A 16,538-nucleotide genomic window follows, 5' to 3' on the forward strand; every position below is an offset into this window, starting at 1 on the left:
GCTGGTCACCAGTTGTTTACCATGTTGGCCTTGACCGTAACGGCGTTCGGTATGAAAACGTTTGGTGCGTAAATTGCGCATCCTGCGTAATCGGCGTGCAAACCCGGGGATTATGTTATGTCTGTCCTTGATAACCAAATCTACTCCACTCTGAGAGATGCCCGTGGCGTTGAAATCGTCCGGACAAGCCTTGGCCTCGAGACCTGGAAGGTCCAGAATTTTCAGCACCGCGAAGAGCTGCCTGATCTTGCTGTAATAAGCCGGTATGCGCTGGCGGCCTATGTCATCCGCAATCACGGTTTTACCGATGACCCCCGGGTTATCACTGCTGTCAAGGAACTGCTTTGGTACGGAACCGCTGCCGAGGCCAGCGTCCTGACCGTTGCCGACCTGATCAACGAGATGCGCGACAACCGGTTCTATCAGGAATTTCCGGAAGGAAAGGTCGAGTTCGGGCCGTTTCCCGGTGGCTACTACTACACGGTGGCCGTCGATAACGAACGTGCCCTGATCGTGAGCAATATCCTCAAGTTCGGGGTCGAGATCCGCCTGCTGGCGCACCATGCCAAGCGCGAGCTTGAGCGGATACCAGCCTGGCCCTTCAACCGCGAATAGGGCGGGTCTGAAGGGGGGGCGACCGCTTCCGGCCCAGCGTCTTATATTATTCACACATTGGTTTTGTGACCACATCGGGGGACACATGCGCAAACTTGCGGCTTGTTTTTGGCTGATGACGACCTGTGCCTTGGGCACGGCGTACAGCGACGAGGTGGCGGCTTTTGCCACGCAAAAGGCGAAGCCGGCGGCCAATGCCACGCCCTTCAAGAGCCGGGAGGCGCGGCCCAGGGGCGTCGCCCTGGTAATCGCCAACGGCGGCTACAGGCAGTGGACCACACTGCCCAATGCGGTCTCCGACGGGCGGGATATCAAGGCGGCGCTGGAAAAAAAGGGCTACAAAGTCATTTTGGTAAGTAACCGTCCTCTTAAGGACGTGCGGTCAAAGATTGGCATTTTTCATCAGAGCGTCAAAGCGCTGCACGCGGGCGATCTTGCGCTGATCTACTATACCGGTCATGGCTTTTCGCACAATTCGCAGAACTATGTTTCAGCTGTCGACGCCGACCTTCGTCCGGATGGCAGTCTGGTTGGTGTCATGGCCCTGCAGGAGCTCATCGATGCGGCGGGCAAGGATAGTCAGGCCAAGTCGATTGTTATGGTGGATGCCTGCCGGAAATCGCTGGCGGAGGGGCTGAACCCCTATATTCAAAGTGGCTTTGTGTACCACAAGACCCTAAAAAATCAGATGATCGTGTTCGCGTCTCAGCTTGGTGTTCCTACGGTGGATGGACCGGCCGGGAGCCACAGCCCCTTCGCCGCCAGCGTCCTTAAGGAGCTTGAATACGGCCGGAGTGACCGGTCGGCTTTGGCTTTTTTCAATGAGGTGGGAAGGCCGTTCAAAAGCGGAACGCTCGAACAGTCTCCGCTTATTGTGGCCGATGCAGCGTTTGATGCGAAGATCGCTCTGGATGCCCCGGCACAGGCGCAGGACTGCCTTGTCTGCAAGGCGAAGCTGCAACGTGAGGCAGGAGATTTCAAGGAGGCTTTTGCAACCGACCAGAAGCTTGCCAACGGCGACGACCCGGAGGGAATGCTGAATCTGGGGCTCGACTACGCCTACGAACGGGGCATAAGCCGCCAGCCGACCCTGGCCGTTTACTGGCTCGATAGGGCGGGGGTGGCAGGAAAGGGGCAGGCTTACTCGCAACTGGGATGGATGTTCCAGACGGGCGCGGGGGTGCCCCGCAATTTTGAAAAGGCAAAAAAATACTACGAACGGGGCGAGGCTTTGAACGACCCTGACAGCATCCTCTATCTGGCGAACCTGCATGCGGGCGTTACGTACGGCATGCACGACGAACAGAAGGCCATCAGCCTGCTGAAGAAGATCGACAAGCCTGCCAACTGCTGTGCGGCCATGATGCTGGGTCACATATACAGGACCGGAACGCAGATACGCCCAAACCGGAAAGGCGCCAGAGGCCAATATGTTAAAGCCGGCAGGAACGGAATTGGCGACGGATGGGGCTGGTTGGCGACGATGGACGTCGAAGATGGCGACCCGAAATCCGCGCACGGTCATTTCGCGCAGGCCATCGCGATGGGTGATCCAAGGTCTATGATCCAGGTCGGGATCTACACGACCGAGGGGAAGAACGGATACGCCCTGGACGTTCCGGCCGGGCTTGGCATGATGGAGCGTGGAAAAGCGATCGCCACGCAGAACAACGAAAAGGGCATCGCGGAATGGGCGCTCGAAAACATCGCCAAAGTCTACAAGGCCAATCCCGTGTTTGCGCCCGCGCCGGAGCGTGCCGAGGTCGCCCAAGTAAAGAAGAATACACGCGCCAGGCAGCCGGCGAGTTCGCGGAAGAGCACCGGCGGACGAAAGTAATAACCAATGGCCGGGGACCATCAGATATCACGACGAAAGAAGGCGGCCTCGTAATCGCGAAGGCCAACCTTCTTAAGCCAATGCCATCCTTAGGCAAAAGACTGCGCGGCGGCCTTGAGCGCCTGTGAGGTCGGTTTGCGCAATGGGCGGCCGTCGGCATAGGTCGCGCGTGGCGCATAGGGAGACGTGCCGAAGATCGGAATGGTTTCGACCTTCTGACCCATGCGGGCGGTCAGGGAGGCGCTGAGCGTGATCGATTCCGGCACGATCCGCGTGCTGCGTGGCAGCAGGCTGTAGGGCAGTTCGACGGCGTCGTCCTGCGCCGGCGCCAGAGGGTTCGGTGTCAGTGTCAAACGCGCGGCGGCGTTCAGCCCGGCCGAGGCCAGTTCGCCCGCCATCCATTGCAGGGCGTGGTCCGACAGGCCGCGATTGACGAAGCCGCCGCCGACGTCCGAATGCATGCCCGGGAAGATCACCTGCTGGATGCCGGCGCGTTTGGCCCAATAGGTCGGATAGAAGATGTCGCGGGTTTCGTCGGCGGCCAGGGCATGCAGGCCGGCCCGCACCTTGGGGTTCAACTGGGTATCGGCGATCGAGAAGTCGAAAACCGGACGGCCGCTGGCGTCGAGCCGCGGCACGCCCAGCGAGCTGACCGTATCGAACACGCCGATGGCCTGGATTTCCGGCACAGTCACGAAATCGGCGCCCTTCAGATCCGGAAGCGGGCGGCCCAGCAGTCCGCCGATGAAGCGCACGCGGGCCGGATCGGCCAGGTCGGGACGGCCCTTGCGATAGAGATACCACGCCGAGACCGCCCGAAGGTAAGCATCATCCTTTTCTTTTGCGTCGTATCTGGATGGATCCAGCAGGCCCTGGACGCAGACGAAACCGGCCAGGGCGCGCGCCGCCGTCGCGCCACGGCTGAAGCCCAGGATGAAGATCCGGTCACCGGCCGTGTAGTTGCGCGACAGGAAGGTGTAGCCGCGGACGATCAGTTCGGCGATGCCGTCGCCGAAGCCGTTGCCCAGCACGCGCAGCACAATATTGCCCTGCGTACCGACACCGGGAAGATATTTGGTGTGCGTGCCGCCGGGTGCGGTGCCCTCATGCGAACCGTTGCCGACCGCCGCCGACTGATGGCTTATGGCATCGTAAAACAGGGCAATATTGGTGGGATTGGGCTGTTCCTTCGTCTGCTTCGTGCCATCAAGACATACAACCAGGGTTTTCATATCGCTGCTCCATGCGCCAGATTGGACATGGCTATATTGGATAACAGGGGTATTTTATTTTTCAACCCAAAGGGGTTGTGCGCCTATGATTTCTCTCCGTTGAGGTGTGCCAGCGTACCTTTGGCGCTTTGGCGGAACAGTGTTACAGTCGGTCATCGCCGGAAGAGCGGTATTGGGGCTGGGGCATGGCAAACATTATTCATACGGGCTGGGCGCGCCGCCGCCTGCTGGCGGCGGGGCTGGCCATGGCGGCCGTGCCGCAGCTCAGCATGGCGCAGATCGTCAACGCCCAGGCGGCGAAGCAGATCGTGCGCGACGGCGAAAAGGGCATCCGCCTGGCCGCCCGCGAGGACCCCGCCGACCGGCTGACCGTCGAGGTCATGATCAATGACCAGGGGCCGTTTCGCTTTGTTGTCGACACCGGCGCCGAGCGCTCGATCCTGGCCGACGATGTCGCTGCCCGGCTCAACCTGCCGCAGGGACGGACCGTCATGGTCTCGGGCCTGGCCCGACGCATCCCGGCCTCCACTGTGCCGGTGCGCGAGCTGGCGTTCGGCCCCTTCCGGCGGCGCGGCCTGAACCTGCCGGTCCTGCCGCGCGAGTCGGTCGCGGCCGACGGCTATCTGGGGCTGGACGTCATCGACGGCACCCGCGTCATGTTCGACTTCGCCAACCGGTCGATTCGGATAGAGGAGGGCAGGGACGCCGCCGAAGCCGCCCGGCCGGACGTCGCCCTGGTGCGGGCCAAGGGGACCGGCGGCTATCTCAAGGTCATGGACTGCCTGGTCGACAGCGTCGCCGCGGTCGCCTTTATCGATACCGGCGCCGAGGTCTCGGTCGGCAATGTTTCGTTGATGAACGCCCTGGGCATCCGTAACAAGATCTTCGGACCCGAAGCCAATGTCACCCTGACCGGCGTCACAGGCGGTGAGGTAACGGGCCAGGTCGTCCCGGTTGGGCGCATCCGCCTGCAGAACCTGGCATTCACCAACGGCACCCTTGTCATCGCCGACGTGCCGGACTTTACCCTGTGGAAGGCGCGGATCCGGCCGGCTCTGTTGATCGGCATGGATTATCTGCGGCAGTTCGCCTCGGTGACGCTGGATTACCGCGCCCGCCATATCCGTTTCGAACTCAGCGCCGCGCCGCCGAAGCCCTTGCCGGGCGTTACGATTGAAGCGACGGCGTAAGCCACCGTTGCGGTGCGGACGTGGTGCGCATAGCTTCGCAAACACCCTGGCAACATGACGAAAACTTAACCCTGACAAGATGTTGCACGCCATAAAACGGCCGGAAAGCCGCCGTCACCTGCGCCGCATGTTCAGGGTGTTCGACACATGGCGGCGCTCGCCCGAAGGCGTGCTGACGCGGCTTGAAGCGCTGGCCCTGCGTGGCTGGCTGATGGCGGCCGTCAGGTCGCCGCGCTTTGGGCTGTCCGTGCTGGTCATCGCCGCATTTGCCGTCGCCGGGGTTGCCCGGGCCGCCAGCCTGATGGCTGTCATGCCGAAGATGGGGCTTGTCGCGGCGGCGGTTGCGGGGTTTGCCGTCTTTCGCTCAGCCTTCGTCGCGCCCGGATCGCCGCGCTGGCGGGCGCTTCGGGCAGGCGTCCTGCATCCGTGGATCGCGTTCGGTCCGGCGCTGTTGCGCTGGGCCTGGCTGCGCGCCGGCGTCATGACGTTCGCGGCCTGCATTGGCGTCGCCCTCATCTTCGTGCTCAACCGGCCCGGACAGGTGCTGCCGTGCCTTCTTGGCATGATCGCAGGTGCGGTGGTGGCCGCAGCGACCGTGCGCATCCCGATGCCCCGCTTGCGGTTCGCGCCGATACGCCTGCGGACCAGCCTGCCGCTGGCCTTGCGCGTCTCGCTGACAGGCACCCTGCGCCGAAAGGTGGGCTTCGTGCCCGTCTGGCTCCTGAGCGGCGGCCTGTGGGCGCTGGCAAGCCCGGCCTCGGCCCTGGCGAGCCATAACAATCCCGGCACGCATGTCGGCTTCGGCATGATCACAATCGTGGGCCTGGTCTGCGGGCTGGCCCTGGCGTGGCCGAACCTGCGGCTGATCCGGTTCCTGGCGTTTCAGCCAATTCCCCTGCGCCGCATCGTAGCCCCCCTGTGCGGGCCGCAGATAAGCCTTGTGGCGCTGCTGGCGGTCGCTGCTGCCTTTGGTGCGGGTGAGCCGTTTGGCATGGCCATGGTTTCGGCAACGGTCGTCACCGCCGGGGTCTGTGTGTGGCTGGTCCTGCTGATCCCGTACGCCATGACGCGCTCGGTCGTGGCGGCGCCCGGCATGGCCTTGGGCGAACTGTTCGTCGCCGTCATCGTCAAGTTCAGCTTTCAGTTCGGCATCATCGCAGCCGGCTGGCTGGTCTTCCGGAGTGTCGGCAATCTCCGTGCCGTCAGGCGTAACCGCTGGAAGGAGCCGCTATGACGCTCGCAGTCTCGAACCTAAGCGTGCGCATCAAAGGGCGCGATATCCTGAAACGCCTGAACCTCACCGCCCGGCCGGGCTGGTTCGGCGTGCTGGGCGTCAACGGCAGCGGCAAGACGACGCTGTTGAAGGCCCTGTGCGCGCGGCTGGATATCGCGGGTGGCCGCATCACCTGGCAGGGCCGTGACCTGACGGCTGAAGACGCCGAACGGGCAGGGCGCTTCGGGTTTGCGCCGCCGCTCGACAGCCTGCCGCCGACGGTGACGGCGGGGGAATTGATCGGTCTTGTGGCCGACCTGCGCGGCTGCGCGGCCGGAAGTCCGAACACCATCCACCGCGCCCTGGGGCTCGAGGCTTTGCGCGACACGGAGATCGGCGCCATGTCGTCGGGCATGAAGCAGCGTGTCAGCCTCTTCTGCGCGTTCTTAGGGGAACCCGAGCTGATCCTGCTCGATGAGCCGTTCAACTGGCTCGATCCGGTCGCGGCCTACGACCTCAGACGCGAAATCCGCGCGCTTGCGGACCAGGGACGGTGTGTGGTGACAGCGCTGCACGATGTCGGCACCTTCGTGGCGCGCTGCGATGCCGGGCTGCTGATCCATAGGGGCGAGGGCGTCAGGACCTTCGATACCGACCACCTCAGGGAAGGCCGCCTGAACCCCGACGCGCTGGAGGACGAGGTCCACGCGCTCTTCCCGCGCGAGGAGGTGTCAGCCTAGACGAGAGGGGAGCAACGTCTCAGGATTACAAACGCTTCATGACAGCGGTTTAAGTTGACAGCTGCTCTCGGCTTCATGAGTTTGGAGCGGGTTGCGGCCGGGCGTGCCCGGACATGTGGAACTTATAAGGACATCAGATGGACGCGACGTGGCGCAAGACCTTGACCCTGGCGGGGATAATCGGTTGCACACTGTTTACCACCGCCCAGCCCGCGCTGGCGCAGCAGATGGACGTCAAACCGTCAACCGCCGCCCTGTACGCTGATCCAGTCGATATCGTTCTGACGAATTTTGAGCCCGGGGCCGAGGTTGAGGTTCGGGCCGAGCGTTCGCTGAACTATGGCGGCGCCACGCCCCAGATGTTCAGGTCGTCCGCGCGCTTCGTCGCCGATGCGACGGGCAAGGTGGATATTGGCGCCAGTGCTCCGGCGACGGGTTCGTACACCGGCATCGATCCGATGGGTCTCTTCTGGTCGATGAAGCCCGTGTCGGAGGCGACCACGATTGACCGCTATGCGGAAATACGGCTGACGGCCTATGTGAAGGGAAAACCGGCTGCTTCGCAAACCGTCACGATCAATGGCTGGTTGCCGTCTGTGCAGGTAACGGAGGTCAAGGCGTTTCCCGGGGCCGTTTTGGCACGCCTGCCGGGACCACAAAAGCGCCCGGCGCTTATCCTCCTGCATGGCTCCGACGGTGGAAGCGGGACGGTCCGGGTGATGGCGCAAATGTTCGCCTCAAGGGGATACGCCGTCCTCGGTCTCCCCTATTATTCGCCGCCCTACGACCAGGCCGGGCACCGTGAGATCGAAGCCTTGCCCGCCGCATTTGCCGGCATACCCATCGACCGGCTTGAACAGGCCCGCGACTGGCTGGCGCAACAGCCTGACGTGGATGCGGAACACATAGGCCTGTGGGGATATTCAAAGGGCGCCGAATTCGCGCTGGCTGCGGCGGCACACTTTCCGTGGGTGAAGGCGGTCGCGGCCAGCGCGCCTTCGGACGTGGTTTGGGAAGGGTGGGGTCCGGATGTGGTCCCGGGGACAAAGGCGGGCTTTGCCTATCGGGGCAAGTCTCTTCCCTTTGTGCCCTACCAGTACACCGGTTCGGGGATCTATGATTTCATGGCGCTGGGGCGGCGCGCCCATCCTGAGCTGGCGGCCTTGGCCCGGATCAAGGTGGAAGACTACAAGGGTGAATTGCTTGTCGCCGGCGCCGGTCGGGATACAACCTGGGATTCGGCGCACATGGCGCAGGCCATTGCCGAGCGCCGCGCCGAGGCAGGCCTGAAAACCACCCTGCTGATTTTCCCCGACGCCGGTCATGACATGACAGGCGACCCCTGGTTTCCCAAGGGGGACATGGAACATGGCGCGGCCGTCAGTCAGGCGCAGCGCACGATGTGGAGCGAGACCTTCAGGTTTTTCGACCGGACGCTCAAGCCAGCAACGCAGGATGGCCGGAAGCCGTAGAGGCAGGGGGGGATTCCGTTTTGCGCTGCAGCTCGACAGCCTGCCGCCGACCGTGACGACGGGGGAACTGATCGGGTTGGTGGCCGACCTGCGTGGCTGCGCGGCCGGAAGTCCGCACACCATCCACCGCGCCCTGGGGCTCGACGCCCTGCGCGACAAGGAGATTGGCGCCATGTCGTCGGGCATGAAGCAGCGCGTCAGCCTCTTCTGCGCGTTCCTGGGGGAACCCGAGCTGATCCTGCTCGATGAGCCGTTCAACTGGCTCGATCCGGTCGCGGCCTACGACCTCAGACGCGAAATCCGCGCGCTTGCGGACCAGGGACGGTGTGTGGTGACAGCGCTGCACGATGTCGGCACATTCGTGGCGCGCTGCGACGCGGGTCTGCTGATCCATAAGGGCGAGGGCATCAGGACCTTCGACGCCGACCATTTGAGGGAAGGCCGCCTGAACCCAGATGCGCTGGAGGACGAGGTCCACGCGCTGTTTCCGCGTGAAGAGGTGTCGGCGTAGAGGGGCAGTATCGACGGCCAATCGTGCATTTGCATGGCCTCGTTTTTTGCGGCTAATGCTCAAAGCGCCAGTAGTCGAAGTCGAACAGCGACTCGTCCCCGCGGCCCTTGACAATCAGGTACAGGTCACGAACGCCGGTGGCGCCGGACACGGGAACAGTCACTTCTCCCCACGCGCCGATGACCGCGCCGGGTTCCACCTTCATCACGCCGATTACCGGTCCATCAAGTCCGTCGAGCCGCAATTCGAGCTGCGATCCCGGCACGCGGCCGGCCACGCTGGCAACAAATGCCTTGGGCGGCGTCTTTCCGAAATCGACGCCGGAAACCTTTATGTAGCTGCGATCGGTGGCGCGCGTGACGTAGACGCCCTTGCCACTGTCCTGTTCCGTCGTCACGCCAGGGGCCCATGCGTATGGACGGTCCCGGTCGCGTTTGATCCGGGATGTCCAGGCGATCGTCTCGGCTTCGACGCGTTTGTAGGGATTGAGAGGCTCGATCTGCGAAACGCCGGTCTTGTCCCACCATGGCTGGTTGGGGATTGTGCCGTCCGCGTTGTACTGGAACCGCGTTACGGTGATCGACCGGCGTTCGTGATGTATCGGCGTCATCGCAAAATTCAGCTCATAGTTAAAGCCGAAGAGGTAGGAGGCGCCCTTGTAGTCGATGATACCCGGATGATTGCCTGTCGATCCCTGATTGGGATCCATTATCTTGCCTTTGTGAACCCAGGGGCCGGTTGGCCCCTTGCTCATCGCGTAGCCAATTCCTTCCGGACAGCAGGTGGAAGCATAGGCCATGTAATAGTGATTTGCGCGCTTATAGAACCAAGGCCCTTCCTGATAATCGTCTGGCCGGGAGGCGACCTTAACGATCGGGCCGGTATACGACACCATGTCCTTGTTAAGCTTGACGTACCAGAGGTTCGGATTGCCCCAGTAAAGGTAGGCCTGGCCGTCTGCATCGGTAAAGACCGTCGGGTCGATATATCCCTCGGCGGCGTCGATCAGCGGCTTTCCGAGAGCGTCCCTGAACGGACCAGCAGGCGTGTCCGCAACGGCGACGGCAATCACATTCTTGGGCGATCCGGCAATGCTGACCGGCGCATAGAGGTAGAATTTTCCGCCTCGCTCGATGACCTGCGGCGCCCACGCATCATTGCTCTGGACCGCCCACGGGAATGTCTTGAGGGAGGCCACGACGCCTTGATCTGTCCAGTTCACCATGTCCGTCGAACTGTACAAGCGCCAGTCCAGCATTTTGAAGCCTGCGGCGTCATCTTCGTCGTGACCGGTATAGAGATAAACGACGCCGTCATGCACCAGAGGGGCCGGGTCAGCCGTAAATCGCGTCTGGATCACAGGATTATGCGCATGTGCGCTGCCGCTCATGAGTAAAGCCATGACGACGCACGGGACGAATGTGTTTTTAAGCCTCACGCGTTCAACTCCATTCATTGGGTAAGATTGACTTGTTCCGGGGGGAGCAATTTGGCTGGCTTGCGGCTGTTGAAACCCTGGAACTGGATTGCGCTGATTACGAAGTCGATAGCGCTACCATGATACCAGGTTGATGGCAATTGTCTGACTAATGGACGCCTGATCCAATTGACGCAGGTTGAACAATGGCTCGGCAAAATCCGGGTCTTGCGCCCTCAGCGAACCTTCTTCCGCATCCGGTTCAGCTTGAGCTGGAGCTTGATCAAAGGCTCCATCGCCGAGCGGTGGTGGCGCTTGACGTCGATGCAGGTGACGCTGGCGTTGCCGGACAGCGTATGCAGGCCGTCGCCGAAGCCTTCGAGCAGGGCGCCCGCCGTGTGCCGCCCATCGAGCGTCGCCGAGAACGTGTCCGGCGTCAGTTCATCGATGCGCAGCAGGTTGACCGCACCGCCGTAGGTTTCCGTGCAGTCCTGCACCGGCAGATACAGCACGTCATCGCGCACAAAGGCATTGCCGCCGGGGCGCGTGCGGTCGGCGCCTGTCAGGACGGGGCTCATCGCGTGGTCGTGCCACGGCCCGTGCAAGCTGTCGGCCCAGGCGACGTAGAGCTCTCGCATCGCGCGGTGATCGGGGCCGGGCAGGGCGTAAAACATCCACCACAGGCCGTCGTGGCGGACAATCGTCGCGTCGACCGCCGGGCGGGTGAGCAGGGTCTGCACCGGGTGCCAGATATCGGGAAAGCGCTCGCAGCGATAAAGCGTCAGATGCCCGCTGCGATTGGCTTCGGGCAGCATGTAGAGCGCGCCGTCGTCCTCGATCAGGAACGGATAGGACAGGTGGAAGGGCTCGATAAGCGCGGGACCATTGGCGCGCAACTGTCCGCTCAGATCATAGTCGTAGTAGTGGATTTCGCCCTTGCGGAAGCGATAGTCCCAGTACTCGACAAAGACGGTGGTGCCGTCCTTATGGCTATGGACAAAGGGGTCCGCGATAAAGCGGAAACTGCCCGGGTCGGGCAGCCAGGTGACGTCATTTGCCGCAAGGGCAGTGGCCGCTACGGTCTCGATCGGGCGTGCGATAAAGCCGCAGCGCCACAGATCAAGCACGGCCGGTCGCCGGCGTAAACGACTCGACCAGATGACGCAGGCGGCGGCGTCCGGCATCAAAGCTGAATTCGGCCATGACGTGATCCTGGGCATCGCGGGCGCGCCCGGCGTGGTCGGACCAGTCGTCGAAGGCGTTGCGGATGCTGTCCGCGAGCGCTTCTGTGTCTTCGCGGGCAAACAGGGTGCCGAGCGTGCCGTCCTTCAACACTTCACAGGGGCCTTCCGTATCCGAGGCGATGACCGGGACGCCGGCCGCCATGGCTTCGATGACCACCAGGCCAAACGATTCTTCGCGCGAAGGTACTACGAACAGGTCGATGCCGGCCAGGAATTCCATCGGGTCCGAAATCCAGCCCGAAAATTCGACGCGGTCCTGAAGGCCGAGCGCGACGGTCAGCGCCTGAAGCTCGGCCTGCGCCGGGCCTTCACCGCCCAGCTTGAGGCGGAAATCAAGACCGGCGTCGCGCAGACGCGCAACCGCGTGCAGCAGGATGTCGAAGCCCTTGATGGCGTGCAGGCGGCCCAGGCCCCCGATGACCGGCGGCTTTGACGGCGCGTCCTTGACGGCCATCGGCTTGAGGTTCGAGAAGTTTTCGACGTCGAACAGGGGCAGTTGCGGGAACTTTTCCGCCGCGCCCTGGTGGATGCGGCGGCTGACGGCGACGGCTGCGGGCACTTCCTTCAGGTGGCGCTTGAACGACGGGGTGTGCAGGACTTGAACCAGGCGGCGGCGCGTGCCGGTCAGCGGCATCATGCACAGCCGGCCGGCGCGGTTGCCATGGGCGATGATGACGTCGGGTTTGAAGCTGGCGGTCATGCCGCCCAGGTTCAGCGCGGCCAGAGGATCGTGCTGGAAACGGTGCTGCAGTGGCCGGAAGCCATGGCCGGAACTGACCCCGTCCAGCATGCCCTGCGGCGCACCGACACTTAAGACCTCGAACCCTTCCGAAACCAGCGCCTCGTGATAGTTGCGGGCCATCAGGCCATCGCCGCCCTTTTCCTTGGTCAGCATTACATTGAGAATACGCATATCCGCCCCTGTGCCTGTCCCCATTCTGTCGAACGCGTGGGGACTACCGCCACATTGACACCGTGCTTTTGGGTGTCCCTCAGGGTCGAAAATAAAAAATCGATAAAAATTTACGGCGGCGTCATTTTTTGGGATATCGCTTTGCTTTAACGCGATTTTTAACCGAAAATCGCTTCGCACTTTTTCCGACATCGCTATAATGGCCGATACAAAGGCCAGGGACCCCATGTCCGCGAACGATCGTCTGCGCACCGTCTATTTCGCCCAACGTGATGCGCTTAAGCGTTATCTCGTCGGGCTGTGCCGTGACGACACCATCGCGGACGACATCCTTCAGGACATGTACATCCGGCTGTCGGAAAAGGACGTGCATGGTGATATCAGCCAGCCGCTGGCCTATCTCTTCCGCATGGGCAGCCATCTGTGGCTCAACCGGATCCGGGCCAATGGCAATCGCAACCGGCGCGACGGCGACTGGCAGGCGCTCAATCCGCAGGGCGACGGCGACGGAGACGCCGCCCCCGATGCCGAAAGCGTGGTCGCGGCGCGTCAGCAGCTCAAGGCGGCGCTTGACGCGCTTGACGAACTGCCGTCTCGTCCGCGCGAGGTGTTCCGGCTGCACAAGCTTCAGGGGCTGAGCCATAGTGAGGTCGGGCGGGCGCTGGGGATATCGGTCAGCGCCGTCGAAAAACACGTCAGTACCGCCATGAAGCATATCCGCGACCACGTCCGATGGCGAAGGCCGCAGTAATTTTTAAAAACGTTATTTTAAGCGAAACATACTGAGGGCAGGCGCCGGGCACGGTGTCAAAGGTTTGTAGCAGGCAGGAAATATGTCCGAGACCCAAAAGACCATCAATGCTGAAGCGGCCGGTTGGGTCGCACGGATGCAGTCGCCCGACAGCACCGATGCGGAGATGCATGGCCTGACCGAATGGCTGGAAACCTCAGAAGCCCACGCCGAAGCTTTTGCCAGCGCCCTGGTCCTGTGGTCCGAACTGCGTGCGCCGGAACAGGCTGTTCCGGTGAGCGCCAGCGTGACCCGCCTGCCTGTCCGCAAAATCCAGCGTGTCGCCTTCGGCGCCGGCCTGATGGGCATGGCGGCGGTGCTTGTGGCGGGCTTCCTGTTCCTGCCGGGCGTCATGACCCAGGCGCAGCATTATGAGACCAGGGTTGGCGGCCGCCAGACCCTGACGCTTTCCGACGGTTCGGATCTCAGCCTGAACACCAATACAAGGGTGTCGGTGACATTCAGCGGCAGGCAACGCACACTGGTGCTCGAGCAGGGCGAGATCGCCCTCAATGTCGGCGACAAGTCGCAGGTACCGCTGACCGTGGTTGTCGGCGACGTCTCGATCCGGGACATCGGCACCCAGTTCAATGTCTCGCGCCTGGACGGCGTGGTGCGCGTCACCGTACGCGAAGGCATTGTCGACATGACGCCGGACCACGGCGCCGCGCAGCGCGTCGTCGCCGGTCAGGAAGGCCGGTTTTCGGAGGCGCGGCACCTGAACAGCGTCCGGCGGATCGACCCTGAGCCGGCCTTTGCGTGGCAATCATCCCGTGCTATCTATCAGGGGACACCTCTGAGCGAAGTCGTCCGGGATCTCAATCGCTACTATGACAAACCGATCGTCGTCGACGACGGGGCAGGGGACTTGCGTCTCTCGGCCATCTTGGCATTGGATTCGCAGGCAGCGGTCACGAGGCGCCTTGCCGACTTTCTGCCGATCGATGTCCATACGACCGACAAAGCTATTCATATCAGCCCTCGTGGCCGGACTGCTGGTCGTCTCTGAAGCCGGTGCGCACGATGCTGCCCGCATTCCTTCGGAACAGCGTATCTCCATTCCTGCAGGCCCGCTTAAGCAGGCCATGATCGACCTGTCGTCCCAGACGGGGGCGTCGGTCGGCGGTCAGGACCTGGCCACGTGCCGCGCCGTACCGCGCGCCGTCGACGGCCGGATGAGCGTGCTTACGGCCATCGAGCGGCTACTCAGCGGCAGCCAGTGCCGCGTCGAACGCGTCGATGCCCTGACCTATCGCATCGTCCGCCGCGCCTTCATTCTGGCACCCGTCGCGCCGCCCCGCCGGGCGCCACCAAGAAAGCCCGCCGAAAACACAGACGAATCGACCCTGGCCGTCATCCGCCATCCTTTGCGGCCTTCCGACACGCCCGCCGCCGTCAGTGTCGCCGCGCCGCCCTTGCTCAACGGCAATTACAGCGACCTGTCGATGATCGCGCCGCACGTTTCAGGCATGGTCGTCACCAATCTCGGGCCGGGCCGCGACAAGATCTTCCTGCGCGGCGTGTCCGACAGCGTGCTGACCGGCCGGACGCAATCGACCGTCGGCCTCTACCTCGACGATACGCCGATCACCTTCAATGCGCCCGACCCATCCCTGCTGCTGACCGACATGGCGCGCGTCGAGGTGCTGAAAGGCCCGCAAGGCAATCTCTACGGTCAGGGCACGCTGTCGGGCGTCGTCCGCCTGGTGACGCGCCGGCCGGAGCTGGGGCAGTCCGACAGCGAGTTCGGCACGGTCGTCGGCTATTCGCCCGAAGGCAAGCCGTCGTGGCGCCTGACCGGCATGATGAACCTGCCGGTCGCCAGCGCCGATGCTGCCGCGCGCCTGGTGCTTTACGCCGAAAAATCGGGCGGCTTCATCAAGGACAACACGCCGCTGGGCGACGCCAGCAATGACACCGACCGCATGGGCGGAAGATTGAGCATCCGCTGGCAGCCGCGCACCAGTCTGACGGTCGATACCGCCCTGACGATCCAGGACCTGCATTCGCTCAACAGCCAGTACGTCAAGAGCAAGGTCGCGGCCTTTGGCGAGACGGTCAATCTGCTGGAGCCGCACGAAAACAACTTCCGCAACCTGGCCGTGACGGTAACGCAGACGACGGGCAAGGGCGAGTGGAAGCTGGCGCTCAATCGCCTCAGCCACTACATCCGCACCGGCTACGACGCCTATCCGGTTCGCCGCTTTACCAATGCGCCGACCTCGGGTGCGCTCTATTTCGACGAAACGCAGCTCATCCAGATGTCGAGCCTGGACCTGACCTATACGTCGGAGTTCGGTTCTGACGTCCGCTGGCTGACAGGCCTGTTTGCCGCCCAGAGTAACGAACGTTTCACGCCGCTGCTGTCGGACATCTATAACGACGCCATTTTCTACCGCGAGGTCCGCCGCGACACCTTGCAGGACCTGGCCATCTTTGGCCGGCTGGCATGGGACTTCGCCCCGGGCTGGACGGCGTCGGCCGGCCTGCGGCTGCACAATACCCGCCATGACGTCGACAGCCAGATCGACCACGTCCAGCTGATCGACTACGCCAAATCACGCTCGGTCCGCGACAGCATCGAGAATGTGACGCTCAGCCACGACGTCATGCTGAGCTTCAAGCCGGCGCGCGGCTGGCTGGTCTACGCCCTCAGTGCCGACGGTTCGCGTACCGGCGGGTTCAATACCACCACCAGCATGCGCAATGCCGGGCCGACCATCTACGGCGACGACCACCTGCAAAGCCTGGAACTGGGCGGCAAGTTCCGCAGCGCCGACGACCGGTGGCGCGTGACGGCGGCCGTGTTCCAGACCGACTGGCGCGACATCCAGAGCGACCAGTTGCGCTCGACCGGCCTGCCGCTGACGATCAATGTCGGCAATCTGCGCAATACCGGCCTGGAGGTCGAAGGCGGCTGGCAGGCCACGGCCGACCTGTCGCTGCAGGTCCGGCTCCAGACCAACGATCCCAATCTTTACCGCGTCAACCCGGCCTTTCCGCGCACATCGCGCCACGACGTGCCCTATATCTCGCGCTACAATGCCAGCCTGACCGCCTTGTGGAGCCCGGTGTTCCGCGGCCTGCAGACCGAATATACGGTGGTGCTGAACCAGACCGGCGGCGCGCCGCTCAACTATGGTATTGCCGGGCCGCGTATTTGGATGAAGGGCTATGGCAATGCCGACGTCTCCGGCGCCGTCCACCACGGCCGCTATACGACAAGCGTCAAGGTGACGAATCTGCTTAACTCGCATTCGAACAGCTTTGCCTATGGCAATCCGTTCCGGATCGGCGACGGCGAGCAGTTGACGCCGCTGCGTCCGCAAACCTTCTGGCTGTCCGTAACCCGTCACTGATAGAA

14 protein-coding genes are annotated in these 16,538 nt (G+C 63.0%); 10 read left to right on the forward strand and 4 right to left on the reverse strand.

What is annotated here, in order from left to right:
* Positions 1-117 precede the first annotated feature (117 nt).
* Together AC1DON_RS07345 and AC1DON_RS07350 are read left to right on the forward strand one after the other, a co-directional pair.
* Entirely contained in the window at positions 118-615 is a 498-nt protein-coding gene (locus AC1DON_RS07345) for a hypothetical protein (protein ID WP_476934123.1), read from the forward strand.
* 85 nt (positions 616-700) lie between these two features.
* Entirely contained in the window at positions 701-2,452 is a 1,752-nt protein-coding gene (locus tag AC1DON_RS07350; RefSeq protein ID WP_476934124.1) for a caspase family protein, read from the forward strand.
* A gap of 89 nt (positions 2,453-2,541) precedes the next feature.
* Here AC1DON_RS07350 and AC1DON_RS07355 read toward each other — a convergent pair whose 3' ends face one another.
* A complete protein-coding gene (locus AC1DON_RS07355) occupies positions 2,542-3,684 on the reverse strand; it encodes a DUF2235 domain-containing protein (protein WP_476934125.1) in 1,143 nt (380 codons plus the stop codon).
* Between the two features lie 185 nt (positions 3,685-3,869).
* Here AC1DON_RS07355 and AC1DON_RS07360 point away from each other — a divergent pair, with 185 nt between their 5' ends.
* The 5 genes from AC1DON_RS07360 to AC1DON_RS07380 all read left to right on the forward strand — a co-directional run bounded on the left by AC1DON_RS07360 (position 3,870) and on the right by AC1DON_RS07380 (position 8,810).
* Positions 3,870-4,874, forward strand: a complete 1,005-nt coding sequence (locus AC1DON_RS07360) for an aspartyl protease family protein (protein ID WP_476934126.1) — start codon at positions 3,870-3,872, stop codon at positions 4,872-4,874.
* Between the two features lie 79 nt (positions 4,875-4,953).
* Positions 4,954-6,108, forward strand: a complete 1,155-nt coding sequence (locus AC1DON_RS07365; protein ID WP_476934127.1) for a hypothetical protein — start codon at positions 4,954-4,956, stop codon at positions 6,106-6,108.
* On the forward strand, positions 6,105-6,827 hold the full coding sequence (locus tag AC1DON_RS07370) for an ATP-binding cassette domain-containing protein (RefSeq protein ID WP_476934128.1): 723 nt from the start codon (positions 6,105-6,107) through the stop codon (positions 6,825-6,827). Before AC1DON_RS07365 ends, AC1DON_RS07370 begins: the two co-directional genes overlap by 4 nt.
* 137 nt (positions 6,828-6,964) lie before the next feature.
* On the forward strand, positions 6,965-8,299 hold the full coding sequence (locus AC1DON_RS07375) for an acyl-CoA thioesterase/BAAT N-terminal domain-containing protein (protein ID WP_476934129.1): 1,335 nt from the start codon (positions 6,965-6,967) through the stop codon (positions 8,297-8,299).
* Positions 8,283-8,810, forward strand: coding sequence for an ATP-binding cassette domain-containing protein (locus AC1DON_RS07380; protein ID WP_476934130.1), 528 nt, complete (start codon positions 8,283-8,285; stop codon positions 8,808-8,810). The genes AC1DON_RS07375 and AC1DON_RS07380 overlap by 17 nt, the downstream gene beginning before the upstream one ends.
* 52 nt (positions 8,811-8,862) lie before the next feature.
* On the opposite strand, the gene AC1DON_RS07385 is transcribed toward AC1DON_RS07380, so the two are convergent.
* From AC1DON_RS07385 to AC1DON_RS07395, 3 genes are all read right to left on the reverse strand, one after another.
* Positions 8,863-10,200 (reverse strand): glycoside hydrolase family 43 protein, encoded by a 1,338-nt coding sequence (locus AC1DON_RS07385; protein WP_476934131.1) that lies wholly within the window; start codon positions 10,198-10,200, stop codon positions 8,863-8,865.
* Between the two features lie 263 nt (positions 10,201-10,463).
* A complete protein-coding gene (locus AC1DON_RS07390) occupies positions 10,464-11,354 on the reverse strand; it encodes a glucosamine inositolphosphorylceramide transferase family protein (RefSeq protein ID WP_476934132.1) in 891 nt (296 codons plus the stop codon).
* Positions 11,347-12,384: a glycosyltransferase gene (locus AC1DON_RS07395; protein ID WP_476934133.1), complete on the reverse strand. Its 1,038-nt coding sequence runs from the start codon at positions 12,382-12,384 to the stop codon at positions 11,347-11,349. The genes AC1DON_RS07390 and AC1DON_RS07395 overlap by 8 nt, the downstream gene beginning before the upstream one ends.
* A gap of 199 nt (positions 12,385-12,583) precedes the next feature.
* On the opposite strand from AC1DON_RS07395, the gene AC1DON_RS07400 reads away from it, so the two are divergent.
* From AC1DON_RS07400 to AC1DON_RS07410, 3 genes are all read left to right on the forward strand, one after another.
* Positions 12,584-13,135, forward strand: a complete 552-nt coding sequence (locus AC1DON_RS07400) for an RNA polymerase sigma factor (protein WP_476934134.1) — start codon at positions 12,584-12,586, stop codon at positions 13,133-13,135.
* An 82-nt stretch (positions 13,136-13,217) separates the two neighbouring features.
* Complete coding sequence (locus AC1DON_RS07405; protein ID WP_476934135.1) at positions 13,218-14,183, forward strand: FecR family protein; 966 nt, start codon at positions 13,218-13,220, stop codon at positions 14,181-14,183.
* Positions 14,158-16,533, forward strand: coding sequence for a TonB-dependent receptor (locus AC1DON_RS07410; protein WP_476934136.1), 2,376 nt, complete (start codon positions 14,158-14,160; stop codon positions 16,531-16,533). The genes AC1DON_RS07405 and AC1DON_RS07410 overlap by 26 nt, the downstream gene beginning before the upstream one ends.
* Positions 16,534-16,538 lie beyond the last annotated feature (5 nt).

It is taken from the genome of Asticcacaulis sp. P4_H10 (genome assembly GCF_056400965.1).